This window comes from Paenibacillus sp. FSL L8-0340, from assembly GCF_038593145.1.
Lineage (GTDB): Bacteria > Bacillota > Bacilli > Paenibacillales > Paenibacillaceae > Paenibacillus_AQ.
This window is the reverse complement of the sequence record NZ_CP151967.1, coordinates 468114-492078: the sequence shown is the minus strand read 5'-3', so window position 1 is coordinate 492078 and position 23965 is coordinate 468114. Positions and strand designations below refer to the sequence as shown.

Below are 23965 nucleotides of genomic sequence, written 5' to 3'. Positions count from 1 at the left end.
CCTTGGCCTAAAACAACGATGTGTCGTTGATTTTTTTGGTTACTCGATTGGCAATCAGCAGTAGAATGAGAGCGATAACTGATTTGAACAGCCCGATGGCAGCAGAATAAGAGAAACGCGCCGAAAGCAGGCCGGTCTGGTAAACATAATAATCAATTACATTACTTCTGCTGTCATTAAGCGAATTGCGCAGGACCAGGATCTGGTCAAAGTTGGAGTTCATCACACCGCCGACCGCAAGAATAAACAGGATGCTGATCGTCGATTTGATCGATGGCAAAGTAACATACCACATCTTCTGGAACCTTCCGGCTCCGTCAATCGTTGCTGCTTCATACATCTCGGGAGATACACCGGCGATCGCTGCCAGATAGATGATAGCTGACCAGCCAAGCTCTTTCCAAATATCGGAAGAGATAATGACTGTCCAGAAATACTTGGGCTCAGCCAAGAAAGTAATGGGCTGGTCGATTAAGTGAAGCCCCATCAAGATATGATTGATGATCCCGACATCCGCCAGCCATGTGGCGAGAATCCCGCCGAGCACTACCCAGGAAAGAAAATGCGGCAGGTAGGAAATCGTCTGAATGGTTTTCTTATACCGGATCGAACGGACTTCATTCAGAAAAAGCGCGAATATGATCGGCAAAGGAAAACCGACAAACAGCTTGATTAAACTGATCCCCAGGGTGTTTTTCATGACATTCCCAAAATTATCATCCGCCAGAAACTCCCTAAAGTGGGTAAGACCTACCCAGGGGGCCTCGGAAATCGACTTGACGATATTAAACTCCTTGAAAGCGATGATGATGCTGTACATTGGAATATAGTTGAAAATGATCATCCAGACCACGCCGAGCAATGCCATTGTCTGCAGATGGCGCTGGGCCAGAAATCTCCTCCAGAGTGGCCTTCTGTTACCAAAACCGGTTTCGATTGCCGCAGGAATCAGCGGCCGTTTCGCCGGATTTATTCCGTCGCCTCTTTTGTTCTCCATGATATGGACCTCCAAAACCAATCTATCTATATTTAAAGCGCTTACAGCTCTATGTATTTATTGTAATTGTATTCCGCGTTCCCCGAAAGGCCGCAATTTTCATATTTAGGGGCTCATTTTTCGGATAAGGACGGAATTTAAGATATTTCACACAAAAAGAGAAAGGCCTTTTCAGCCTTCCTCATTTGCTCAGTCTCTTTAACCCATAACTGCACGGATCGCCACAATCTCTCCCCGGCGCAGGGCTTCAGCTTCCGCACCGCGCAGCAGCGCTCCCGAAATCGGGGTAACGGTCCCGTCACGGTAGACCAGCGTAAGGTTCTGGATCACCGCCCGCTCTGCTCCAAAGGTATCGGCCCGTTTAGGGTTGTAATAGGTGACCTCCGTGCCCCCCAGGAAGGTGAACGACAGATTGCCCTGTTCATCGAACAGCCAGCCCGGCAGTGCCGGTGCAAGCGCCAGCGTCAACTCACCATCCTCTACTGTGAACACACGGCTTCCGGCCATCATCGTTCTCCACATGCTCAGGAACTCTGCGGTGGAACCGCTGAGTCTGGCTACAAATCCCCGGCCGTGAGTGCCCGGGTCCGGATTCCCGCCCGTAGCAATGAACGAGGAATTCTCCAGGGTGCTGCGCCCGTATACAGCCGGATCGAGGAACGGAATCAGCGAAGTCTTCATTTCACTGAAGAACTCCTCGTACAGCCCCGATTTCAGCAGCTCTAGCAAATATTTATAGGACATATGCAGGAAATTGGACTCCCGCTCCTGCCAGCCCGGAGTAAACGCCCGTATCCGCCCGATATCGTTCGACTCCTGCTCCAGCGAGACCGACGTCCGGTACATCGAAGTGACTGGATCGTATAGACCGGTATTTTTCACTCTGGTATAGATGTCCTTGGCCTGCTCCGGGCTTTCCAGCGTTTTGAGCCAGCGGGTTGGCCCCTCCAGGAAATACGGCAGGACATAGGCTTCGAACTCTTCCACCACAGCCTTCGGCAGGCCGTAGCCGCTGATTACCGGTTTACCCGCCTCATCCGTCACCGGCTGAAAGCGCACGGCCTCGAACCGGAAATAAGTTGGAGCAAGCCCGCCGCCCATTTCTACGGCTCTATCAATGCCTTCATTAATTTTGAGCAAGAATTTGCCAAGCGCCTCACGGATGACGGTAAGTGGGACCTCGGCCAATTCACCGGCAATTCCGAACCGGATGCTCTCCCGGTAAGCTTCACGCGCCGAAGCCACAGTATCCCAGTAGCCAAATTGGCTGGTCCCGCCGGCAAGCATAACCGTCACGGCTTGATGCACCCGCTCCAGCAGCCGCGCCATCTCCACCGGAAGCGCTACAGCTTCGGTGCCGTCCCCCCCGTTCTCCAGCGCCTCCAGTAAGAAGAGGATCATCCGTTTCAGCTCGAACGTCTCACTCATCCCTGAACCAAATAATCCGGGCAGCCCGTTCATAGCATCATTCCAGCCTGGTTTGTTGCCCTCCATTTCCACACCCATACCATACGGATCAAGGGTCGCAAATTTGTTCAAGGCAAGCGAGATCATCTTCACGAACAGATTTGTGCGGTAAATCTCCCCGAACCCGCCTTCCGTGCGCAGCCACTGGGTATCTCCGGCTTTGCGCTGCAGTCTGTGCAGCTTCTCCTCGTCCTCCAGCAGTGAACCGTACTGCCGGACCTTCCCGCCGCTCAGCACATATTTCTCGCTGCGCGGAAGCACATAGGCCGGACTGTCATAGAACGTGTAGGATTCATCCCCGAACAGAAGCTCCTGCTGTTGATCCGGGAATACATCCAGATAACCTTCGACCAGATCAAGATTGTACGTCCAATGGTCGGACCAGAAGCCTTCGCCAAAGGCAGCCTCTATATTCTGCTGCGCCAGGGCAAGCACACCGCTGAGAAATTGCTGTTCGTCTACCTTCAGCGTAACGTTGTGGTCGGCGATGTAATTGATCAGGCGGCCCGGTGTGAAGCGGCCTGCGCACAGCTTCACGAGTTCCTCCCGGTGATCGGCTGCAGCTTCGGCAATCCAGCCGTTCAGCTTCTCCGCATTCTCCGGCAGCACTTCAAAGCTGGTTCCCTGCACACTGAGCGGGTTATAGCCGTCCGCCTGAATCAGGCTGTAGAACATCTTGATGTTGAAGCTGCCGACCTGCGGATGGAAAAATACATCGTTGCGCCGGTTCTGGTTCATATCGCGGAAATTCCCGTTGCCCTGGGAATAATATTCCGGTGCCAGAGAGAAGAAGTTATAATCCCGCTCCATATCGCCGTGCTTGCGCGAGTATAGATGTACGACAAAGCCGTCTTCCCCGTTGTCAAAGATAAACGGATAGCCGCCGCGCAGAAAGTTGTCAAGATAGGACTGCCGGCAGTAGGCATCGAACACTGCTGAGGAGGTACGGGTGGCGATATCCGCCGTCAGCTCCTCGGTCAGGCTGGCCGCCTCCTGCGCCTTGGCTGTAATATACTCCTCGCGGCAGATCTCCGCCGATTTCTGATTGATCTTCCCGATCTTGTTGACATGCCCGATGATCGTATTCAGCGTCAGCTTGCCGCCGGGAGCAAGCGTACGTGCTGTACCGCTGAAGCCGCAAGGCACCTTGTTCACCGGATATTGCGGCTGTTCCAGCAGCACTGCAAGCGGCTGTCCGGCGAAGCCGTCCGGGTAGGCAAGCGAGGTGTTTCCGCCAAACACAAGCTCGAAATCTACAATCGGTGCCAGCATTTCCCCCTCAGCTGTGAAGGAAAGATAGAAATGGCCGTTATTGATTTCACTGATTTCCGCATCATCATTCGTGCTGGAGCGCAGCTTGTAGAATGGAATGCCATTCTCCAGGTTGTATACATCCATCCAACTGCGCAGCAGGTTGCCCATTTCCTTGTAGCCGCTGTTCTCCACACCGTAAGGCAGAACCTCCGGCAACCCGTCCAGCAGCTCAAACTCCAGCTTCTCAGTGCCTGTATTTTCGATTTCCACCCGCCGGATAAGCGCGGCGTAATCATCATTTGGCAGGTTAAAGTAGTGTACGGTCGTCTTCAATCCATGCCCGGCATGAGCTTCCTCAATGGTTAGCCCGTTTGGCAGGATGGTCATGGTCCGTTTGGCTGCTGGATCAGGACGTGCCGACTGGAACGGCTCATAGATTTCCGGCGTATTGCCCAGCTTGATGAAGGTGCGGAAGCCGGAAGACGCTACATTTTTATAAGAAATATTCGCCGGAGAAAATTCCATGATCGGCGAGTTTTTATCCCGTACCCCGAAGCTGCAGACCCCTTGGCCCCGGTTGACATAGAAGGTCCACATCGGAATTCCCTTGAGCCCGGCGAGCCCGGGCAAAAAGCTGGCAAACGGCTTACTCTCGTGAAATTGCTCCATAATAAATTTGCCTGCATCAAAATAAGATTTGCTCATGACAAGCCCTCCTAAAAGTTTTGTGAGCTTATGCTTCCTGAATTGACTTCGTACAAAACTCACTTCGGAAGCATTTGCTTAAGTTTTGTGAGCCTAGCCTTCCTGAATTAACTTCGTACAAAACTCACTTCGGAAGCATTTGCTTAAGTTTTGTGAGCCTAGCCTTCCTGAATTGACTTCGTACAAAACTCGCTTCGGAAGTATTTGCTTTAGTTTTGTGAGCCTAGCCTTCCTGAATTGACTTCGTACAAAACTCACTTCGGAAGCATTTGCTTAAGTTTTGTGAGCTTATGCTGACCTACGAGAGGACATGCGTAACAATGGAGTGCGGCGCCAGGCAGCATTCAGCCAGCTCTGCACCCAGACCCAGGGTCAGGGAACGCTCTTCCCCGCTCTCATTCATCAGCACCACGGCAATGCTGCCGTCCGGATTGCGGAAAGCTGTGGAAAGCACACCTTCTGCAGTGGACTCCAGCCCGATCCGCACAGCACCCGGAGCGATAAATTTACTGAAATGCCCGATGTAATAATAAGAGCTGTTATAGTGCACCTCGTCTGTCGTCGTATCGGCAATGATCGGAGCATCACAGAAATTGCCTACATGGTTCGGTCCTCCGGTCTCATCCAGCACCAGATTCCAGTCCAAATACCCTTCGGTCCAGGCGTTAAGATCACCGATCATATTCCGCCCGTAACGTTCTCCTGTGAACCACTCTCCAAGCCGTACTCCGCCCTCCTGGCAGCCTTCCGTGAACAGCAGATGCTTATCCGGGAAAAGCTCATGCACCTTGGCCACCTTGTCGAATTCCTCACCGCCATACCAGTGAAGACCGCTGCCCCATACATATTGCGCCGCTTCGGGATCGGACAGGATAGGTGTTACACGTTCGACCATAATATCGCGGTTGTGGTCCCAAATCACGATATTCACATCCGCCAGTCCCGCTTTGTGCATGACCGGTCCGAGGTGATTTTTAACAAAATCCCGTTCCTCTTCCGCGCTGTAGACACAAGAATCCCAGGTCTGAACAGCTGCCGGCTCATTCTGAACCGAGACCGCCCATACCGGAATGCCCTCTTTGCGGTAGGCTTCAATGAACTTTGTATAATAACGCGCCCAGGCATCCCCGTATTCCGGTTTCAGCGAACCGCCGTTATTCATCTCCCCGTTCGTCTTCATCCATGCCGGAGGGGTCCAGGGAGAAGCCAGCATTGTGAAAGGTCCGCCTTTTACCTCCATGGCATCCTTGATCAGCGGCAGCACCCACTTATGGTCATGGGAGATGTCAAAGGTAGCCAGCTCTGTATCATGTTCCTGCACATAGGTGTAATTGCCGAGTGCGAAGTCACAGCTATGAATATGCACGCGGCCCATACTGTAATTCAATCCCTCAACAGGGTGAAAATAGCGGTGTATAACCTCTGCACGTTTGCCCGGACTCATACGTGATAAAGTATAGGCCGCCGCTTCAGTGAAAGCGCCGCCAAAACCTATCATCTTTTGAAATTCCACCTCGGGCTGCAGCTGCACATCGGCCTGCTGTCCGGCAGTACGGGCTTTAAACTGGATTGCCTCCTTGGGGCTTAAGCGTTCTCCTGTTTCTTTGGCGGTTACTACTGTGCTTACCTTTGTCATTTTGTCTGTCTCCTTTTGGATAAATTATGAATGCTATGATAATCGAAACCGGTTTCGATTATTTCGAAAAAAAAGCGCACCGAGGCGAACTTCCTTTTATTCATTGCCTGGCGGTGCGCAGGAATCCCGCACGACCACTTCGACGGGAAGCACAAGCGCCTCCATTTCTTGCTGATTGCCGTCGATCGAAGCCAGAAGGATCTCAGCCGCACGGGTTCCGAGATTAGCCGTATCCTGCCTAATAGTCGTCAGAGCTGGAGTAACATACCGGGCAAGCTCAATATCATCGTAACCCATAACGGAAATATCCGCCGGTACCGCCAGCCCTTTGTCTTTGGCTGCCATAACCGCGCCTAACGCCAGCAAGTCACCCGAAGCAAAGACGGCTGTCGGGCGTTCCGGCAGTTCAAGAAGACTCTGCATCGCGGCATAGCCGCTCTCCAGGGAATAAAAAGCCCCCACCGAAACATACCCCTCCTGTACCTCAAGCCCGTGCTGCTTCATTGCAGCCTTATATCCATTCTCCCGCTGTTTGCCCGGAAATGTATTCTCCCCCCCGGATATATGGGCAATTCTCCGGTGTCCCAAAGAAGTCAGGTATTCCACCGCCTGCAGCGCACCGGCAATATTGTCCGAGCAGACCGTATGTGACTGCGTTGTCTCATAATCCAGTATAACCGTGGGAATATTGCTCTCCAGCAGCTCCTGAAAATAAGGATCTTCATAATCAGAGAGAAACACCACGACTCCGTCCACGCCATGAATCCGGCAATTTTCCAAATACCCGCTTTGCTTGCCGCCGACATCCTTGGAGATAAACATCAGGGCATACCCTTTGGCCACAGCAACCTGCTTGAAGCTCTCAATCACCGCGCCGAAAAACGGATGACGGATACCGACACCTGTGCCCTCTACGAACAGCACGCCAAGAGTCCATGATTTCTTCGTAGTCAGCGTGCGCGCATGTGCATTGGGTAAGTAGCCCATCTCGCGGGCAGTCCGCAGAATCTCCTGTCGCGTCTTCTCCCGCACATCGGAGTAGTTATTAAATGCCTTTGATACCGTAGTTGGAGAGTAACCGGTTCTTTTGGCAATATCATATATAGTTGTCATTCCGGTGCACTCCCCCGGCTCAAATGAAAGCCCTTTATTTGTTCACTGCCATTCTAACGTCTTTCCGCACGTCCGTCCAGCATAAAATACCCCTGTACCGCAGGCAGCAGTGTAACAGCCTGAATCAGCAGGCCCAGGCTGGTATAGATCACATGGACAACGGATACGGCGTCCATCATGTAGGTCTGCACCATGATCCAGATAATTTGCCCGAAGCCGATATAGAGGGAAAGTGCCCACGCACTATGCAGTGTCCTGAACGGATTCAGCGGGGCCGCCCACTTCCAATCCGGCTTCTTGACTAGGCCATACAGCACCAGCAGCGGCAGAAGTCCAAAGATCACCAGCAGCAGAACGCCGGGGATTGCAAAATCCTCAAAGGGCGATCTCTCCAGCACGGAAGACGGCATCCCGATCATTTCACCACTGGGGTCGGCCAGCAGCATCAGTCCTCCCCCTACCGCTCCGACTCCCAGAAAAGCCTGAAGAATATACAGTAAAATTACAGCACCCGGTCTTTTCCTGCCTTGTATCATTGCTAATCCCCTCGCATTCATCGTCCCAAAATATCGATCTTAACTTGCTTTGAGTAGATTTTACAGGTTCTTCCTCTATCCTGCTAAGACAGATGTCACAAATTTGGGGATCGGCGAATTTTTATGCTTGCGGTGTGAACAGGCGCACTTTACGTTATACTAAAGTTATTATCTGTTGAACAGGAAGTCTTTACTAATCCATAAAAAAATGAGGGGACTGGGTGATGCTGGCAAAGCATCATCCACACATGCCTATGACCGATACGAACCAGCCTTTATCCAAACAATGCGCCTATTGCCATAAACTAAAACCACTTGCCGAATTCCGCCGGCGGACCGGAAAACGCTCCAAGGGCCAGTCCCGCCGCGGGGCCTGCCGGGAATGCCGCAAGGCCCGCGAAGCGGGATCCGCTCCTGCACTGCTCCGCAGTATAGGGGCTGTGTCTGTGTCCGCTGTTTCAGCTCAGACTTCCGAACCCGGACCTGCGGCTGCATCCCGCCGTTCACCGGCCCCATCGGCACCGGCTTCTGCAGCTTCCAAAGCGCCTGCACCCAAAACCCATCTGCACTCCTTGCCGGAGCGCTCCAAGGAGGGCAAGGCCGCAACCCTTACCTCCGGAGTCAAGGGAAAGACGCGTCCGCGCGGAGCCGAGCAGCGGCGGAAATCGCCGCAGCCGTTCGGACCGAAGCCCGATCCGCAGGACGCCTCCGCCCTGATCCCTTCATTTAAGGGGATGATTCTGATGCGCGGACATAGCGACAAGGGGCGCCGCTGGCACCAGGAAATTGATCTGGAGCTGGCTGTGACCCTTGTCAGAGAGCATGCCGCAGTAGTTGTGAACCGCCGCACGATTCGCCGCCTGTACAGCAATAAGGATTTTCGGACGTTAATTCTAAACAGGGACAACTATACTTGTCATTTCTGCGGCTTGTACGGAGACACTATTGATCATTTGCTGCCGCGCGCCAAAGGCGGCCACACCACTCCCGACAACTGCGTCTGTGCCTGCAATCAATGCAACCAGACAAAAGCGGACCAATATGTAGAAGAATTTATGGGCCGTTAAGAGCGGCGGGGCAGCTTTAGGAATCCACCTGCTGATCTAGCTTGATCTATTATATTGTCCAATTCAAGCAGAATTTTCTCTACTCTCCAATGATCAACACCAATTGCCTAAACAACAATAAACGCTCCTTCCGCCGGTGGCTGCTGTGCTGTTAGGCAGCAGTAGCCAGGCGAAAGGAGCGCTATTGAAAGTTAAAAATAGGGATGCAACGGCTTGTTCATTCAGCTGGTAATATTCTTAACCCGGCCGACTTGTCCGTCCGTCAGCCGCACCTTGATGCCGTGCGGATGGCGGGGCGAATTGGTCAAAATATCTTTGACCGTGCCATGCGTAAGTTTGCCTGTTGGCTGGTCTTGCTTGAGTACAATATCCACTTCAAGTCCGGGGCGGATGTCTGCTCTGGATTGCCCACTCATGATCTTCTCCCCTTTCATAGGTTATAATGGAGTCAACAATTACTGAAAAGAATAGGGATGAGGACAGCTATGGCCTTCGGAATTAACAGAGAAGAATTAACCCGGTGGAAACAGGCAGTCTCGGCAGGAGAGATCGCTTTTCTGACACATTATTGGATTGACCCGCGTTTTCCGGGAATTACTACAGTGACTAAAGTAGGCTGCAGTGACCTGCCCCGTCTAAAACGCTGGTGTACGGAGAATGGTCTTCCGCCGCAGTATATCCACAACCGCAAACCCTTCCCCCATTTCGATCTTATGGGTCCAAAACAGCCGGAAATACTCCGGCAGGAGGGATTATGGGAGCAGTTGGAGCGGTTCCGCATGATTTGATATATACCGTATTTGCGTGACCCGATTATTTCTTGTTCCGCAGATCCTTCATAATCTGGCGCCCGGTAGGGGTCTGAGCCAATCCTCCCCCTGCCGTTTCACGGTGCTTCTCAGGCATAGCGGAACCGACTTCCAGCATTACCTTAATCACTTCGTCAGAAGGGATTACGCTGCGCACGCCGGCCAGTGCCATATCCGCTGCGGCAAGTGCCGTAACGGCACCAAAGCCGTTGCGCACAATGCAGGGTATTTCCACAAGGCCGCCCACAGGATCACAGATTAGGCCGAGTGTATTTTTGAGTGCCAGACCGACAGCATGCACGGCCTGCGCCGGGGTTCCGCCGCGCAGCTCGGTCAGCGCTCCCGCAGCCATCCCGATCGCCGAACCAACCTCTGCCTGGCATCCGCCTTCCGCACCGGATACAAAGGAGTTATTGGCGATCACATAACCAATGGCACCGGCGGCGAACAAGCCCGACACCATATAATCATCGTCCCAGCCAAACCGCTCCTGGCAGCTGAGAAATACACCGGGAATGATTCCGCAGGAGCCTGCGGTCGGTGTGGCAATAATGCGGCCCATGGACGCATTCACTTCAGATACAGCCAGCGCATAGGCCATCGCGGTACCGGCAGATCCGCCAAGACACGGTTCATCCGCCTCATTGTAGGCAGCAACCCGCTGCGCATCAAGGCCGGTCAGACCGCTGCGCGAGGTGGTATCTTCGTGCATACCGCGGTGCACCGCCTCTTTCATCACTCCGTAGTACTGGCTCATCGTGGCGAACTCCTGCTCTGTGGAACGTCCAGACTCTGCGCTTTGCTCCTCAAGCATAAGCTGGCCGATACCCAAACCCCGTTCCTCGCATAGTACCGCCAACTGGCTTAATGTTTGAAAATTCATGATGAGCTATCCTTCCCTTTCTTTACTTGCGTTGGTTCGTTTAAATCAACAACCTTCACCGACTTCACGGCCGGCAGGCCTGCCAGATCCTTGAGCAGCTCTGCTGTGGCTGGCTCATCCAGCTCCAGCACTGTCAAAGCTGCACCGCTGCGGTTCTTGCGGTCCAGGGACATATGCCCGATATTAAACTGGCCTTTGCGCATTACATCGGTAACACTCGCGAGTACTCCCAAATAGTCCATATGGTTAATCAGCACTGTCGGATACATTCCCGTAAGCTTAACCCCGAAGCCGTCGATATCTACAATTTCAATATTGCCGCCGCCAATCGAGATCCCCGTAAGCGTCATTTCTGTTCCGGTCTCCCGGCCGACAAGACGTAAGCGAACCGTATTGGGGTGGGGGAACAGCCCCGTTCCCTGCCGGAAGGAAATCTCCATCCCGTCCTCTTGTGCAAGCTCGATAGAATCGGGCAGACGGTGGTCATCCGTAGCGAAATCCAGCAGCCCGCCGGCAATTGCCCGGTCTGTGCCATGCCCCTGATAGGTTGCGGCAAAGGAACCGAAGAAAATGACCTCAGCCTCGCCCGGCACTTCACCAAGCACCTGACGGGCTGCTCTGCCAATCCGGGCCGCTCCCGCAGTATGCGAACTGGAAGGCCCGACCATCGCCGGGCCGATAATTGAGAATACATCTTTAAAGCGCATAGTTCAGATCGCCACCTATCAAAATTCGACAATATACTCACATATATTATACTGCACGAATGCAGAAGCTACACTATTACATTGGTATGTCACCTTACGATAGATCATTATCAGGGCCGATGCTCTGAAATCTCTCCGCCTGATTCAGTATCCTGTGAGAAAAGAACAATCCCGTCCCGTTCCTGCCAGCCGATGCCCGACCAGAACCTGCGGCCCAGCTCATTCCCCTCAATAACCATCAAGTGGCATTTCACAATACCGGCTTCCCGCAATTTGCCTAGACAACGGGAGACCAGTTCACGGCCGACTCCTGCTCCGCGGCATTCTCCGCTGACAGCTACATGATACATATACCCTCTCCGCCCGTCATGTCCGCACATTGCAGTCCCGGCAATTTTACCCGCTTCATTCTCGCAGACTAGACTCAGTCCGGGGTTGCGCTCCAGATAACGAACAATTTCTTCCCGGGAGTCAGCCTGGCTGAGGTTCATACCTGTAGTATTCCCCCATAAAAAATAAGCTTCCTCATAATCATCTGCAACCATTGCTCTGTACTTCAATATTCCTCCCCCGTTTCCATTGTTCATTGTATGTAGGGATAAGCCTTCTTGCATATGTATTCCAGCTCCTCTTGACGAAGCCCGCCAAGGTCCAGCAGCGCCTCATAAGGATCGCCTTCCAGCTTCAGCAGTCTCGCAAAAGCCGGTTCCGTCTTCATTCCGCCTGACTTCAGCAAAATAATTTCTTTGCGGAAGCTTTCTCCCAGCAAATCCAATATCTGCCCCTCTACCAGCATATGCAGCCAAGCGTTCTGCTGCCGCGCTGGCTTGGCTTGCCCGAACAATTCAATCGGCCAGCCTCCGGCATGAAAATTAATCTTGGTGCGTGTTATTCCCCCAACCAACCGGGTTACGGCGGAATACCCAGTGCACTGCCCGAAATTAATGTGAACCTCGGCGGTAAAGCGCACGGGGTCATGTACCTCGCAGATCAGATCGAGATCGCTGCCCTCCACTTGAATTCCCAGAGGTATCGTACCTGCAAGCAGCGGATCATAGTCCGCAAGAAGCTCCATAATCCGCAGTTCCTGAAGCAGATTGTATACCTCTCTTTGAAGTACCGTGCCCTGCTGCAAATAGGCAATATTGAACCAGTTCACACGATCCGCCATACGTTCCTCCCAGGTAATATATCATTTTCTTTTTTCATAGAATGCAAGAAGATTTGTCGCCCTGATCATTGCCTGTTACAAATGCCGGATTCACACTGCGGGAGCGCACGCTTTTCTGGGCGCATGCATAAAAATATACGAATGACAGCATCCAAGGAGGAAACCTGCGATATGAATCCCACTTATCCCTATTATGGGGAACAGACGGTATGCCGCAAGCAGCCCATTGCCTTTCCACCTCAGCACCAGAACCGCCAGCCGGGACTTGAAAGTCTGATGAACCCCCGTCCGATCAGTGAAAATCCTGAGAGCCTCGGCAGCCGAAAGCTCGAAGGCAAGGTGGCGCTGATTACCGGAGGAGACAGCGGCATCGGCAAGGCGGCGGCGATCGCATTTGCCAGAGAAGGGGCGGATGTAGCCATTGCCTATCTGTACGAAGCCTCGGATGCCGAAGTCACACAGCGGCGCATTGAACAATTGGGCCGCCGCTGCCTGCGGATCGAAACTGATTTGCGGCACAAGCAAAACTGCTTCCAGGCCGTAGAGCAGACGGTACGGACCTTTGGCAAGCTGGATATCCTCGTCAATAACCATGCCGTGCAGTATCCGCAGAAGAGCATTCTCGATATTTCAGAAGAACAGCTGCTCCAGACCTTTCATACCAACATTATTCCGTTCTTTTACCTGACACAGGCCGCACTGCCGCATTTAAAAAAAGGCAGTTCCATCATTAACACCGCCTCAATTACCGCTTACCAGGGCCACAAAGAGCTCATCGACTATTCAACCACCAAAGGTGCCATCGTCACCTTTACACGCTCTCTTGCCCTTTCGCTCGCCGATACCGGAATCCGTGTCAACAGTGTCGCCCCCGGGCCGGTCTGGACACCGCTCATTCCCTCCAGCTTCTCCGCTGCCGAGGTTAGCGTCTTCGGAACGGATACTCCGCTCCGGCGTGCCGCTCAGCCTTATGAATTGGCCGGAGCTTATGTCTATCTGGCCAGTTCCGATTCTTCTTATGTCACAGGCACATGTATTCATGTTAATGGAGGGGACATGGTCACAAGCTGAGCCGCCGTCGTTTAGAGACCCTGAGTCCCCCGTGGCGTTAATCCCACCCTGAAAGGAAGTTTTAGGATGAATAAAATCAAGGATTACGATCTTCCGTCCGTCCGCCTATCCGCAGGCATGTACGCACTGACGAAACTCTCTGCAGCCGGTCTGACCTTTATGCTCGTCTCCCTGCTGATGCTGTTCTTTCCGCACGAAGGCGGAGTGCCGGAAGGCTGGCCGATATCGGTACCCTATGCCATTTACGCTTATGGACTGCCGGCGACACTGCTGGCAGATCTGCTGCTGCGCATGTTCCGTTCGTCTTCTCTTGGACCGTCACTGGTCCTGTATGCGGCTGCCGGCTATGGCGCAGGTCTGTGGCTGGCCTCAGAGCAGGGCGGAGAAGCCATGACCTGCGGCATCTACGGTATAGCTGTACTCCTGGTATTCCGGCTCGCCCAGGTAGCCGGCGAGCGGCAGCCGCTGCTGCTTCCCGTATTCGCGCTATTCATCCCGCTGCTCTGCCTGCTGCTGCTCTAGCCTGCAGGCATCAGAGTGCTTCAATGATATCCCCGGCAATTAATGCCGCCGGATGATGCCGCAAGCGGGCTGCCCGTTCCCCGGCCAGTCCGTGCAGATACACGCCAAAAGCCGCAGCCTGTGCGGCATTCAGCCCTTGAGCCAGCAGTCCGGAAATGATGCCTGTCAGCACATCGCCCGCTCCGCCGGTTCCCATACCCGGATGGCCTGTGACATTTACATAGGCTTGTCCTTCAGGCGTTGCAATAACTGTATGCGCCCCTTTCAGCACAAGCACCACGCCATGCTCCCGGGCATAGTCCAATGCCAGACCGATCCGGTCGCGCTGCACTTCTGCCGTGGCAAGACCTGCCAGCCGGGCCATTTCTCCCGGATGCGGCGTCAAGATCACAGGCCCCCGGCGGGTCCAGGAGCTGTAATTGGCATCAGCCAGGATGTTCAAAGCATCGGCATCGATGACCAGGGGCATTTCCGTCCCCTCCCAAATCGTGCGGAGCCAATCCGTATCGCCCTCGAACCGGCCAAGACCAGGACCAACGGCGATAACCTCTTTTCCGGCACCCAGCCGCAGCACCTCGGCTGCCGTGTCTGCTTTCCAGGTGCCATCCTCTGCGCTGCCGGCTGCAGCCAGCATAATTTCAGGGGCGGCACCGATCACATAGGGCAGCAGCCCGCCGGGCAGTGCCCAGGTAACCAAGCCGCAACCCGCCCGTAGCGCAGCCCGGGCGGAGAGCAGGCCTGCACCGCTCAGCCCTAAGCTTCCGCCGGCCAGCAGGACATGCCCGTAAGTGCCCTTGTGGCCTTCGGGCGAGCGGCGGCGCGGCACGTCTATCTGAAGACGTGTCCGCAGCACCTCCGGCGTCAGCAGGCAAGCCTGCACGCCGTGTTCCCGGGCCAAGGCAGCCGGAATGCCGATGGAGCGGACCACCACATGCCCGGCTGCTCCCGCGCCGGGATATTGCACCAGCCCGCGTTTGAGAAACGCGAGGCAGACTGTCACTGCTGCATGAATGCACGGCTCATGCAGCTCGCCCGTGTCCGCGTTCAGCCCGCTCGGGATGTCCGCGGACACCACCGGTTTGCCGCTGCCGTTCGCGGCGGCAATCAGCTCCGCATAGGCACCGCGCGGGGCTCCCGCGCTGCCGGTGCCGAGCAGCGCATCCACGATGCCGCTGCATGCGGCAAAGTCCAGCCGGTCCACGCCGTAGACGACGGCGGGCAGGCCCATGGCTGCAGCGGCATCCCGCTGCAGGGCGGCTTCGCCGGCCAGCGACTCCGGCGCGGCCGCGTACACCAGCGTGACGGCGATACCCGCCTCACGCAGATGCCTGGCGGCGGCGAGGCCGTCGCCGCCGTTATTGCCTTTGCCGATGAGAATCAGCCAGTGCTCGGCTTCGGCAGAGTCCAGGGTCAGCGCGGCATCGCCGCTGACCCTGAATCCCGGCGGCTGAATCCCCGGGCCGCCGCTTCCACGCCCCACATTCGCTCCCTCGTCCCTGCCGTTCTCTGCACCCGGTCCCGCGTTTATATAGCCGCCGCGCCCCGCTATATCTGCATCAGCCCGGCCGCCTCCCCCTCCGGCCCGACCGCTGTTCCGGTCCTCTCCGCCTGCGCCTCCGCCGTGCCTGCTATGGCACAGCGCGATAACCTCCTCGGCGATGGCCCGGCCTGCATTCTCCATCAGCGCAACCGCCGGAATGCTTAAACCCTCAATCGTTTTGCGGTCCAATTGCCGCATCTGCTCAGCAGTTACCAGATCCATGACTCGCACCCCTTTGCGCATAGCCGGAATCCACTGTCCCGGCACTGTATCTGTCCTGTTGTTCAGTTCAAGGCAGCCTTACAACTGCTTCTGTTCTGTACCGGCTCGACTAATAAGCTACCGTAAATCTCTCCCGGCTGAAATTGCCTTCCTCCAGTTCATCAATGACAGCCACGGCGAAATCCTCCACGCTGATGCTGCTCTCGCCATTTTCATCCACGATAAGCCGGTCCAGTCCGATGCGGAACATGCCTGTCCGCCGGCCCGGCACGATGACCGCAGGCGGGCTGATATACGTATAATCAAGTGCCGAACCTCTATAGATTTCATAGGCGTTGGCATGTGCGGCAGCCAGCGGCCGCAGCTCCTCCGGGAATTCAGCCGTGTCCATCAGCCACTCTCCCGATTCCGTCTTCAGACTGCCTGCTCCGCCGACGATCATCAGCCGTTCCGCCCCGGCTATGCGCATCCCCTCCAGCAGCGAATCCGCTGCGCCAAGCAGATCATTTTCCCGCCCGGAATCCGGTCCGAACGCGCTGATGACTTCCCCGTGCCCGCCAACTACGGCAGCTACCGAGGAAGGATTCAGGATATCAACGGTGGCAATCTGCAGCCGCTCATGCTCGATTTGCAGCGAATCCGGATGGCGGACGGCTGCGGTTACTTCGTGTTTTCTTCTTAGTGCTTCCTGTACAATTGCTTTTCCCAGCGTCCCCGACGCACCTAGCACAACAACATCCATCTCTAATTTTCCTCGCTTTCTCAAGCCCTAATTCTAATTTATCCCATAGTGGCGTTCTGAAACCCTTCGGGTAGAAGAAGCATTCAAATACCCCCGCTAGGTGGGGGGCGGCCAGCCTCAATATCATAAGGTTACAATCTGCCATTCCGGCCCGCTACCGCCGCAGGAACATCCCTTGCGAATAAGGCATTACCGGAACAAAACCATACTGATCATACAGCTTCGAAGCATTTCCGTCAGCAATGAGGCTAATATACGACGGATTGGGCACCGTATCCAGGAATGCCCTGATCTCACCCATAATGACTTTTCCGAAGCCACGCCCTTGACGGGAAGGCTTGACGGCAATATCCGTCACCTGAAAGAAACAGCCTCCGTCCCCGATGACACGCCCCATCCCTACCAGCATGTCCTCTTCATAGAGGGATACTGCATAACAAGAACGCGGAAGCCCAGTCATAGCCCCTTCTACACTCATCGGACTAAGTCCTGCCTCAACCCGCAGCGCCAGATATTGCTCCACCGAGGGAGATTCATGTCTAATTTCTACTTTTTCTGCTGCATCCATACGGTCCTTCCCTTCTCGTTCCTACAAACGGTCTCAGATCTGCAATGCTGTTACCAATATATACTTAAGCATTGATTTCAAGCAAGGCCGGGTAACCTGACGGAATGGGTACATGCGGAGATTTGAAACGTTGAAGGAATTCTGACGTAACAGAACTAATAAATTGTTTAGAAAAGAAATAATACTATTCTCAGCCTGCATCCCGGGGTAACCTAGAGATAAAGCCAAATATTCACAATATCATAAAGAAAGGATTGGTGAAGCACTCATGTCTTCTCTGGGGAAATTATTGAAATGGGGGACTTTCACTTATGAAGCGTTCCTGGCCCTGCCGATTATTGGAGGGGTGTTCGTTGTAGCCAATGCATGGGTCCCGCTCGGCATCGCCTTTTTGCTGCACGCAGTGGCTGTTATAATCATGCTTAAGGAACGGGGGCCTTTTATCGGCAACGTCATTGGTATCATTACCTCGATAGTCGCTCTAATTCCGATCGTTGGCTGGATCATGCATGTGATCACGGCGATAGTCTTGCTGCTTGAAGGCCTCTCCTCTTCCCGTCGGGGACCGCGTTATTAAGGCAATACTTATTTATTGACCCTGATGGCAATAGCCTGGAATTGATGTGCTCTGTCCAGGTTCCGGCAGAGCTGAAGCATATCACTGACAAATTATCTTTTGACGAATGGTAAGCTTCGTTAAATCAAAAAAAAGAAAGACCTTCAACTGATGGAGGTCTTTCTTTATACCTTCTATCCTCGTCCCGCAGAACGGGTATCGGTGCGCCGGCTTCCGGTCTCTCCACTATATCGTGCATTTGCAGTGCTGTTCTCGAAACGTTTGCGTTCCGTACGCTCCATCTGTACTATTTGACCTTCATGCACCACGATGTGCAATGAGCCAAACTCCATGTCATCCAGAAGTCCTGCAATCCGCGTCAGCCATACCTCATCCACTTTCAGTGGCTTAGCCATTCTCCAGCCTCCCTTTCCCCGGACAGGGGATGTTCTCCGCCTCGAATCCCGTTATTACCAACTTGTTTACTAAGATTTAACTTAGCATGGAATCAAAAGAGCTGTCAATGAGCATTTTTTCGTAACAGCCAGCTTTTGATGATCATCGTTACCAAGGCGAGCAGCAGCAGCAATGAAGCCACCGCAAACGATGCCGAAAATTGATATTCATTATACAAAATCTCGACATGCAGCGGCAGCGTATTCGTTTCTCCCCGGATATGCCCGGAAACTACGGATACCGCACCGAACTCGCCCATAGCACGGGCATTACAGAGAATAATCCCGTACAGCAAACCCCATTTAATATTGGGCAGTGTCACACGCCAGAAAATCTGCCAGCCGTGCGCCCCCAGTGTAATCGCCGCTTCTTCCTCCTGTGTACCTTGATCTTCCATCAGCGGAATCAGCTCACGGGCCACAAAAGGAAAAGTCACAAACAGCGTAGCCAGAACAATGCCCGGGAGCGCAAATACGATCTTGATATCATGGTCGCTGAGCCAGGACCCGAACCAGCCATGTGCACCGAACACCAGAATAAAGATCAGCCCGCCGATAACCGGTGACACGGCGAAGGGCAGATCGATTAAGGTAATAAGGAAGCCTTTGCCGCGAAAACGGAATTTGGTCACTGCCCAGGCGGCCGCCACGCCAAAGATTGTATTCAGCGGGACGGTAATCGCGGCCACCAGCAGCGTCAGCCTAAGCGCCGAAGCGGCGTCGGGATCACTTAGCGCGGCCCAGTAGACATCCCAGCCCCTCTTCAGCGCTTCTGTCAGCACGACAATCAGCGGCAGGGCGATCAGCCAGAACAGCACCAGCCCGGCGGCGGCAATCAGCCCCCACTTCACCGCAGGAGATTCGTTCGTCGCAGGCGAGGATACGCTGGTCTTCCGCCCTGGAGCGAGCAGCGGCACAGTACCGGCCATAATTATTCCTCCTAAAAGTTTTGTTAGGATAGCAGCTTCGATTAATCTTCGTACAAAACTGGCTTCGGAAGCATATGCTTAATTTTTGTGAGCGTTACCTCACTGAATGGGCTTCGACAAAAATCGCTTCGAAAGCATACGCTTAAGTTTCACTCTTCTCCTACCGTGAGCTTTTGCGGGCCCAGCGCTGCAGCAGGTTAATCACGAACAGCATCAGGAAGGAGATCAGCAGGAGAAGAAGCGCCACCGCTGTGGCTCCGGCATAATCGAATTGCTCCAGCTTGGTCATAATGAGCAGCGGGGCAATCTCTGTTCTCATCGGCATGTTGCCGGAGATGAATACCACCGACCCGTATTCTCCGATCCCCCGGGCAAAAGCAAGTGCAAAGCCGGTGAGCAGCGCAGGGAACAGCTCCGGCAGCACAATCCGCAGAAAGGTCCGCCAGCGGCCTGCCCCCAGCGTCGCGGCGGCCTCTTCCATATCCCTGTTCAGATCCTCCAGCACGGGCTGTACGGTCCGGACAACAAACGGAATGCCGATAAACATCAGCGCAAGCGTGATGCCCAGCGGTGTGAAGGCAACCTTCAGGCCGAGCGGCTCCAGAAGGGAGCCGATCCAGCCATTCTGCGAATATAGTGCTGTCAACGAGACACCTGCTACGGCTGTCGGCAGTGCAAACGGGAGATCGATCAGAGCGTCGAATACTCTTTTTCCCGGAAACTCATAGCGTACCAGCACCCATGCCAGCAGCAGTCCCAGAAAAGCATTCGCCAAAGCTGCCGCTGCCGCAGTGCTCAGGCTGACCCGGTAAGAAGCCAGGACGCGCGGATCTGTGGCTACATCCCAGAATTTAGCCCAGCTAAGCCCGGTGGAGTTGAAGAGCAGCGCCGAAAGCGGCAGCAGGACAACGAGACTCAAATACAGTACACTGTAGCCCATCGTAAGCCCGAAGCCGGGCAGCACCTTGCGCCGCACCGCAGCCGTAGTAGTGACATTCATTTACGTATTCATCCTTTCCTGCCTTCAGCTTATGGGCTGATCAGCACCCTTCACGGGACGAACTTTCCAAAGCCTATCTTTACAGACCCTGCGGCAATATCACCAGCATCGAGATCTAAATGACCGCACTTAAAGGAAGAGTTATTAGCTGCCCGGGACATAAATCTTGTCGAAAATGCCTCCGTCATTGAAATGTTTCTCCTGCGTTTCTTTCCAGGTGCCGAATTTATCAGCCAGCGTAAACAGCTTGATGTCCGGGAATTGGTCCTTGAACTTCTCCTTCACATTTTCCAGTGTGGGGCGGTAGTAGTTCTCTGCAGCTATTTTTTGACCTTCTTCGGTGTAGAGATATTTCAGATAAGCCTCGGATACCTCACGTGTTCCTCTTTTATCGACAACCTTGTCGACTACAGCAACCGGAGGTTCAGCCAGAATGCTCTCGGAAGGATTCACAATTTCAAATTTGTCCGGCCCCAGCTCTTTGATGGACAGATAGGCTTCATTCTCCCAGGCAATCAGCACATCACCGATTCCGCGTTCCACAAAGGTTGTCGTAGAACCACGCGCCCCGGTATCCAGTACCGGCACATGCTTGAACAGCTCCTGCACAAATTCCTGTGCTTTGGCTTCGTCATTATTGTTGTGATCGAGTGCATAACCCCAAGCCGCCAGATAGTTCCAGCGTGCACCACCGGAGGTTTTCGGATTCGGTGTAATCACCTCTACACCTTCCTTAAGCAAATCCGGCCAGTCCTTTATGCCCTTCGGATTGTCTTTGCGCACGAGGAAAACAATAGTCGACGTGTAGGGCGAGCTGTTAAGCTCAAATTTATTTTGCCAGCCTTCATTGATGAGTCCTGTTTCCTGCAAAGCGTCAATGTCATATCCTAGCGCCAGCGTGACTACATCCGCTTCCAGACCGTCAATAACGGCACGGCTTTGTTTACCTGACCCGCCATGGGACTGCTTGATCGTTACTTTCTGGCCAGTTTCCTGCTCCCAATAAGCCGAAAAAGCCTTGTTGTAGCTCTCATAAAGCTCACGTGTAGGATCATAGGATACATTCAGCAGCTCTACCGGATCTTTAGACGGTGCTTTGGTCGCTTCTGCCGTTGCCGCCGCATTGTTGCTCTCCGGCGTACCGGTTGCTGCACCTGCGCTGTTGTTCGTATTGTCAGTATTACTTCCGCAAGCAGTAAGCCCTGCCGTCAACAACAGTGTAAATCCGGCGAGCAGCCCCTTCTTGATCCCTTTCTTCATCACAATCACTCCCCCATGTTTTCTCTTAAATAGATGATTGCTGAACTCTCTATGCGCTAATTTTTGCAAAAAAAGGACGGAGGAAGGCCCACGTAAGGCAGGTCAAACCGGTCCTGAAAGACACGTATCTGCGAGCCTGAAGCGGGCGTTCCTCCGTCTGTACGGTAAGAACTATTGTTCAATTATTCCTACCTATTTAGTAGGTTATAAAGACATAATACTGAAAGCTTCTTACCCTGTCAAACCTTTTTTTAGAAAAAGACGGCAATCAGACATTCTCCGGCTTAGCGGCAGCAAGTGGCGGCCGTTCCTGCAAGATCCACTTGTCATTAAAGCTCTAAAGTAATAAGATTGCTACATCTAATAGGGGAAAAAGAGAGAGTGGAAATCACCGCAAACTGTCGGGGGAGACAATCATGGGAATGGATTTGGAGTATGCTCCGGCGCCGGGGAGACCGCGGCTGCTCCGGAGGATACGCAGCAGTCTTGCAAAGCGAATTAGGGAAACTTACCGTTATGATACAGCACTATGGAGGATGGCACTTACCGGTCCTTGGATAATATGTGTTCTCATATTTACGGCGGCTATTCTGGGCATCCCCACCGGCCTGGGTGCCCCGGCGGATATTATATTGGCGGCCGGAACCGGGACCATCTTCCTCGCTCTGGCAGCCAACATACTGGCTCTGGTGCTGGCATTGACCGGACTGCCTGTCCCGCGGTTATTTACAGGCTCTATATTGAGTGCGGCGGGCGCAGTTCTGCTAATCCTCTATTATGCTGAATTGGAGATTGAAGCAGCGGCTGCCGTTGCTGTTCTTGCCGCTTTATTCGGCGGGTTCGGAGGACTCGTATTGGGCCTGCTGCGCAGCAGGCGGATCGTTTCGGGACTGCTGCTCGCAGTTGCTGTCGCCTTATCTTCGATAGCTCTGCCCATCAAGAGCCACGGCGGAGCGGTGCCCGTGTTGGCAGCGTCCACGATGATGGAAGATGATATCCCCGCAGCAAATCCGGGAGAGCCTGGTGACTATACCTATCGGAGCTTTACTTACGGCAGCGGCGAGGACTTGCACCGTTCTGAATACGGCAAGGAAGTCGGTCTTCTCTCCTCCACTGCGGATGCCTCGGCTTATATCAAAACCTGGCCCAAGCTGCGGACTATATTCTGGGGATTCGACTACAGCTCGCTCCCGTTAAATGCCCGTGTCTGGATGCCCGACGGTGAAGGCCCCTTCCCGCTTGTGCTTATGGTTCATGGCAACCATATGATGGAGGACTACTCCGACGAAGGCTACACTTACTTGGGCCAGCTGCTGGCCAGCCGGGGATTTATCGCGCTCTCCCTGGATGAGAACTTCCTGAATTATTCAGCCTGGTCCGGCATTCCCGACAACGACTTCAAGGTGCGAACCTGGATGATTCTAAAGCATCTCCAGCAGATCGGTGTCTTCAACGAGCAGGCCGGCAACCCTTTCTATCACAAGGTGGATTACACCAAGACCGCCCTGCTTGGCCATAGCCGCGGCGGGCAGGCTGTTGCCATGGCTGCCGATGCCGGACGCTGGTTCAAGAGCGATCCCGTGCTGGCTGACGCCAATAAGTTCTCGATAGCCTCAGTCATTGCCCTCGCTCCCACAGATAAGGAAATCGACGAGCAGCAGGCTAAGCTGGTTGACGTCAATTACCTGACCCTGCAAGGCGCACGGGACGGGGATGTGCATGACTTCTATGGAGACCGCCAGTATATTCGTTCTAGTTATTCCCGCGGCTCCTCCGCTTTCAAAAGCTCTCTATATATCGCCGATGCCAATCATAGCCAGTTCAATACCGACTGGGGACTCTTGGATCAGTCATTGCCGGCAGGATTGTTCCTCAGCCGAACGCATATTATGGACGGAGACGAGCAGCGGCAAATTGCCAAGGTCTATGTAGCCGCGTTCTTGGAAACAACCCTGCATGGAGAGGCAGACTATCGCGGGCTATTCCGCGATTACCGCCGCGGAGCGAGGTGGCTGCCGGATACTGCGTATTATAGCCGATTCCAGAGCGGAGAATTCATCCCGGTAGCCACTTTTGACGAAGACCGCAACAAGAACACAGCACTAGGCGGAACAGCAGCTGCCACGGGTCTTAGCTGGACGGAAGAAGTTGCCCGGGACCGTGAGCTGAAGAGCAAAGCAACACATGGCATCCTGCTGGAACGCAGTGCCAGCAACAGCGGTGAAGAAGCTGCTTACACCCTCACGCTTAAGGATAGTGTCACTAACGACATTGCCGGGTCCGGTGCAGAAGGCCTGAGCTTTTCCCTGGCTAACCGCAACGCCGATACTGATGAGGATGAGAATACCGGCACTGGTGACAATACAATGCCTTCCCTCTCGCCTGATGTAGTGGTCGAACTCACGGATAGCAATGACATTGCCGCCCGCCTGCCGCTGGATGAGGTGATGGAGATTCTGCCGCTGCCCCAAACCCAGTTCACGGTAAATCCCTGGCTGGAAAAACGGATAAGCGACGGCAAATACGGTGATCTTTCGGAAGCCGTATTCCAGACCTACGAGCTGCCGCTTGAAGCCTTCCTGGAGGAAGAGCCCGCACTTAATCCCGGCAAGCTGACTGAAATAACCTTCTATCTGCAGGAAGAAGGCGATAAAATCATGCTCGACGATATCGGATTTTATAACAAATCCGGCGAAATCAATGGATTGCAACAAATAGGGCCTCTCCCTTTTGCTGATTAACAGCGAAGGGAGGG

23 protein-coding genes and 1 pseudogene are annotated in these 23965 nt (G+C 53.9%); 7 read left to right on the top strand and 17 right to left on the bottom strand.

Annotated elements, in window-relative coordinates; translation table 11 throughout:
- Positions 1 to 7: 7 nt before the first annotated feature.
- The 5 genes from NST07_RS02285 to NST07_RS02265 form a co-directional block, all read right to left on the bottom strand.
- Positions 8 to 997 carry an ABC transporter permease subunit gene (locus NST07_RS02285; RefSeq protein WP_341089467.1) on the bottom strand — a complete coding sequence of 330 codons (990 nt, stop codon included), beginning with the start codon at positions 995 to 997 and terminating at the stop codon, positions 8 to 10.
- 198 nt (positions 998 to 1195) lie between these two features.
- Positions 1196 to 4423, bottom strand: coding sequence for a cellobiose phosphorylase (locus NST07_RS02280; RefSeq protein ID WP_342480984.1), 3228 nt, complete (start codon positions 4421 to 4423; stop codon positions 1196 to 1198).
- A 298-nt stretch (positions 4424 to 4721) separates the two neighbouring features.
- Positions 4722 to 6059 (bottom strand): glycoside hydrolase family 30 protein, encoded by a 1338-nt coding sequence (locus NST07_RS02275; RefSeq protein WP_341377132.1) that lies wholly within the window; start codon positions 6057 to 6059, stop codon positions 4722 to 4724.
- A gap of 96 nt (positions 6060 to 6155) precedes the next feature.
- The gene (locus NST07_RS02270) at positions 6156 to 7172 is read right to left on the bottom strand and encodes a LacI family DNA-binding transcriptional regulator (protein WP_341089464.1); all 1017 of its coding nucleotides are present in this window, start codon (positions 7170 to 7172) and stop codon (positions 6156 to 6158) included.
- Between the two features lie 53 nt (positions 7173 to 7225).
- Positions 7226 to 7708: a hypothetical protein gene (locus NST07_RS02265; RefSeq protein WP_341089463.1), complete on the bottom strand. Its 483-nt coding sequence runs from the start codon at positions 7706 to 7708 to the stop codon at positions 7226 to 7228.
- 254 nt (positions 7709 to 7962) lie between these two features.
- On the opposite strand from NST07_RS02265, the gene NST07_RS02260 reads away from it, so the two are divergent.
- Positions 7963 to 8775, top strand: a complete 813-nt coding sequence (locus NST07_RS02260) for an HNH endonuclease signature motif containing protein (RefSeq protein ID WP_342480983.1) — start codon at positions 7963 to 7965, stop codon at positions 8773 to 8775.
- A 221-nt stretch (positions 8776 to 8996) separates the two neighbouring features.
- Here NST07_RS02260 and NST07_RS02255 read toward each other — a convergent pair whose 3' ends face one another.
- Entirely contained in the window at positions 8997 to 9191 is a 195-nt protein-coding gene (locus NST07_RS02255) for a YwbE family protein (protein WP_038585239.1), read from the bottom strand.
- 69 nt (positions 9192 to 9260) lie between these two features.
- Between NST07_RS02255 and NST07_RS02250 the strand changes: the two genes are divergently transcribed.
- Positions 9261 to 9563 carry a hypothetical protein gene (locus tag NST07_RS02250; protein ID WP_341089461.1) on the top strand — a complete coding sequence of 101 codons (303 nt, stop codon included), beginning with the start codon at positions 9261 to 9263 and terminating at the stop codon, positions 9561 to 9563.
- Between the two features lie 25 nt (positions 9564 to 9588).
- Here the strand turns inward: NST07_RS02250 and sdaAA are convergent, their stop codons facing one another.
- The 4 genes from sdaAA to NST07_RS02230 all read right to left on the bottom strand — a co-directional run bounded on the left by sdaAA (position 9589) and on the right by NST07_RS02230 (position 12345).
- A complete protein-coding gene (gene sdaAA / locus NST07_RS02245; protein ID WP_341089460.1) occupies positions 9589 to 10467 on the bottom strand; it encodes an L-serine ammonia-lyase, iron-sulfur-dependent, subunit alpha in 879 nt (292 codons plus the stop codon).
- Positions 10464 to 11174, bottom strand: coding sequence for an L-serine ammonia-lyase, iron-sulfur-dependent subunit beta (sdaAB, locus tag NST07_RS02240; RefSeq protein WP_340895185.1), 711 nt, complete (start codon positions 11172 to 11174; stop codon positions 10464 to 10466). The genes sdaAA and sdaAB overlap by 4 nt, the downstream gene beginning before the upstream one ends.
- A gap of 110 nt (positions 11175 to 11284) precedes the next feature.
- Positions 11285 to 11734 carry a GNAT family N-acetyltransferase gene (locus NST07_RS02235; RefSeq protein WP_341089458.1) on the bottom strand — a complete coding sequence of 150 codons (450 nt, stop codon included), beginning with the start codon at positions 11732 to 11734 and terminating at the stop codon, positions 11285 to 11287.
- Between the two features lie 23 nt (positions 11735 to 11757).
- On the bottom strand, positions 11758 to 12345 hold the full coding sequence (locus NST07_RS02230) for a DUF4269 domain-containing protein (protein ID WP_341089456.1): 588 nt from the start codon (positions 12343 to 12345) through the stop codon (positions 11758 to 11760).
- 171 nt (positions 12346 to 12516) lie between these two features.
- Between NST07_RS02230 and NST07_RS02225 the strand changes: the two genes are divergently transcribed.
- The gene (locus tag NST07_RS02225; protein WP_341377130.1) at positions 12517 to 13416 is read left to right on the top strand and encodes an SDR family oxidoreductase; all 900 of its coding nucleotides are present in this window, start codon (positions 12517 to 12519) and stop codon (positions 13414 to 13416) included.
- Positions 13417 to 13482: 66 nt separating this feature from the next.
- Positions 13483 to 13938, top strand: a complete 456-nt coding sequence (locus NST07_RS02220) for a hypothetical protein (RefSeq protein WP_341089453.1) — start codon at positions 13483 to 13485, stop codon at positions 13936 to 13938.
- A gap of 10 nt (positions 13939 to 13948) precedes the next feature.
- Here the strand turns inward: NST07_RS02220 and NST07_RS02215 are convergent, their stop codons facing one another.
- From NST07_RS02215 to NST07_RS02205, 3 genes are all read right to left on the bottom strand, one after another.
- Entirely contained in the window at positions 13949 to 15700 is a 1752-nt protein-coding gene (locus NST07_RS02215; protein ID WP_342480982.1) for an NAD(P)H-hydrate dehydratase, read from the bottom strand.
- Positions 15701 to 15809: 109 nt separating this feature from the next.
- Entirely contained in the window at positions 15810 to 16442 is a 633-nt protein-coding gene (locus NST07_RS02210) for an NAD(P)H-binding protein (RefSeq protein WP_341089451.1), read from the bottom strand.
- A 154-nt stretch (positions 16443 to 16596) separates the two neighbouring features.
- Positions 16597 to 17010, bottom strand: coding sequence for a GNAT family N-acetyltransferase (locus NST07_RS02205; protein ID WP_341089450.1), 414 nt, complete (start codon positions 17008 to 17010; stop codon positions 16597 to 16599).
- A 289-nt stretch (positions 17011 to 17299) separates the two neighbouring features.
- On the opposite strand from NST07_RS02205, the gene NST07_RS02200 reads away from it, so the two are divergent.
- Together NST07_RS02200 and NST07_RS02195 are read left to right on the top strand one after the other, a co-directional pair.
- Complete coding sequence (locus NST07_RS02200; protein WP_231578364.1) at positions 17300 to 17587, top strand: hypothetical protein; 288 nt, start codon at positions 17300 to 17302, stop codon at positions 17585 to 17587.
- Positions 17588 to 17598: 11 nt separating this feature from the next.
- A pseudogene (locus tag NST07_RS02195) lies at positions 17599 to 17700 on the top strand (VOC family protein); the annotation flags it as partial.
- Positions 17701 to 17760: 60 nt separating this feature from the next.
- On the opposite strand, the gene NST07_RS02190 reads toward NST07_RS02195, so the two are convergent.
- The 4 genes from NST07_RS02190 to NST07_RS02175 form a co-directional block, all read right to left on the bottom strand.
- Positions 17761 to 17982, bottom strand: coding sequence for a YezD family protein (locus NST07_RS02190; protein ID WP_341089447.1), 222 nt, complete (start codon positions 17980 to 17982; stop codon positions 17761 to 17763).
- 104 nt (positions 17983 to 18086) lie between these two features.
- Positions 18087 to 18950, bottom strand: coding sequence for a sulfate ABC transporter permease subunit CysW (gene cysW, locus NST07_RS02185; protein WP_341377127.1), 864 nt, complete (start codon positions 18948 to 18950; stop codon positions 18087 to 18089).
- 160 nt (positions 18951 to 19110) lie between these two features.
- Positions 19111 to 19950 (bottom strand): sulfate ABC transporter permease subunit CysT, encoded by an 840-nt coding sequence (gene cysT, locus NST07_RS02180; RefSeq protein ID WP_341089445.1) that lies wholly within the window; start codon positions 19948 to 19950, stop codon positions 19111 to 19113.
- A gap of 144 nt (positions 19951 to 20094) precedes the next feature.
- Entirely contained in the window at positions 20095 to 21210 is a 1116-nt protein-coding gene (locus tag NST07_RS02175) for a sulfate ABC transporter substrate-binding protein (RefSeq protein WP_342480981.1), read from the bottom strand.
- A gap of 416 nt (positions 21211 to 21626) precedes the next feature.
- Between NST07_RS02175 and NST07_RS02170 the strand changes: the two genes are divergently transcribed.
- The gene (locus NST07_RS02170; protein WP_341377124.1) at positions 21627 to 23951 is read left to right on the top strand and encodes an alpha/beta hydrolase; all 2325 of its coding nucleotides are present in this window, start codon (positions 21627 to 21629) and stop codon (positions 23949 to 23951) included.
- Positions 23952 to 23965 lie beyond the last annotated feature (14 nt).

What these genes read in the sequence shown, in the direction of transcription:
- NST07_RS02285 (WP_341089467.1), bottom strand. Translation starts at nt 997, where the DNA reads ATGGAGAACAAAAGAGGCGACGGAATAAATCCGGCGAAACGGCCGCTG.
- NST07_RS02280 (WP_342480984.1), bottom strand. Translation starts at nt 4,423, where the DNA reads ATGAGCAAATCTTATTTTGATGCAGGCAAATTTATTATGGAGCAATTT.
- NST07_RS02275 (WP_341377132.1), bottom strand. Translation starts at nt 6,059, where the DNA reads ATGACAAAGGTAAGCACAGTAGTAACCGCCAAAGAAACAGGAGAACGC.
- NST07_RS02270 (WP_341089464.1), bottom strand. Translation starts at nt 7,172, where the DNA reads ATGACAACTATATATGATATTGCCAAAAGAACCGGTTACTCTCCAACT.
- NST07_RS02265 (WP_341089463.1), bottom strand. Translation starts at nt 7,708, where the DNA reads ATGATACAAGGCAGGAAAAGACCGGGTGCTGTAATTTTACTGTATATT.
- NST07_RS02260 (WP_342480983.1), top strand. Translation starts at nt 7,963, where the DNA reads ATGACCGATACGAACCAGCCTTTATCCAAACAATGCGCCTATTGCCAT.
- NST07_RS02255 (WP_038585239.1), bottom strand. Translation starts at nt 9,191, where the DNA reads ATGAGTGGGCAATCCAGAGCAGACATCCGCCCCGGACTTGAAGTGGAT.
- NST07_RS02250 (WP_341089461.1), top strand. Translation starts at nt 9,261, where the DNA reads ATGGCCTTCGGAATTAACAGAGAAGAATTAACCCGGTGGAAACAGGCA.
- sdaAA (WP_341089460.1), bottom strand. Translation starts at nt 10,467, where the DNA reads ATGAATTTTCAAACATTAAGCCAGTTGGCGGTACTATGCGAGGAACGG.
- sdaAB (WP_340895185.1), bottom strand. Translation starts at nt 11,174, where the DNA reads ATGCGCTTTAAAGATGTATTCTCAATTATCGGCCCGGCGATGGTCGGG.
- NST07_RS02230 (WP_341089456.1), bottom strand. Translation starts at nt 12,345, where the DNA reads ATGGCGGATCGTGTGAACTGGTTCAATATTGCCTATTTGCAGCAGGGC.
- NST07_RS02225 (WP_341377130.1), top strand. Translation starts at nt 12,517, where the DNA reads ATGAATCCCACTTATCCCTATTATGGGGAACAGACGGTATGCCGCAAG.
- NST07_RS02220 (WP_341089453.1), top strand. Translation starts at nt 13,483, where the DNA reads ATGAATAAAATCAAGGATTACGATCTTCCGTCCGTCCGCCTATCCGCA.
- NST07_RS02215 (WP_342480982.1), bottom strand. Translation starts at nt 15,700, where the DNA reads ATGGATCTGGTAACTGCTGAGCAGATGCGGCAATTGGACCGCAAAACG.
- NST07_RS02210 (WP_341089451.1), bottom strand. Translation starts at nt 16,442, where the DNA reads ATGGATGTTGTTGTGCTAGGTGCGTCGGGGACGCTGGGAAAAGCAATT.
- NST07_RS02205 (WP_341089450.1), bottom strand. Translation starts at nt 17,010, where the DNA reads ATGGATGCAGCAGAAAAAGTAGAAATTAGACATGAATCTCCCTCGGTG.
- NST07_RS02190 (WP_341089447.1), bottom strand. Translation starts at nt 17,982, where the DNA reads ATGGCTAAGCCACTGAAAGTGGATGAGGTATGGCTGACGCGGATTGCA.
- cysW (WP_341377127.1), bottom strand. Translation starts at nt 18,950, where the DNA reads ATGGCCGGTACTGTGCCGCTGCTCGCTCCAGGGCGGAAGACCAGCGTA.
- cysT (WP_341089445.1), bottom strand. Translation starts at nt 19,950, where the DNA reads ATGAATGTCACTACTACGGCTGCGGTGCGGCGCAAGGTGCTGCCCGGC.
- NST07_RS02175 (WP_342480981.1), bottom strand. Translation starts at nt 21,210, where the DNA reads ATGAAGAAAGGGATCAAGAAGGGGCTGCTCGCCGGATTTACACTGTTG.
- NST07_RS02170 (WP_341377124.1), top strand. Translation starts at nt 21,627, where the DNA reads ATGGGAATGGATTTGGAGTATGCTCCGGCGCCGGGGAGACCGCGGCTG.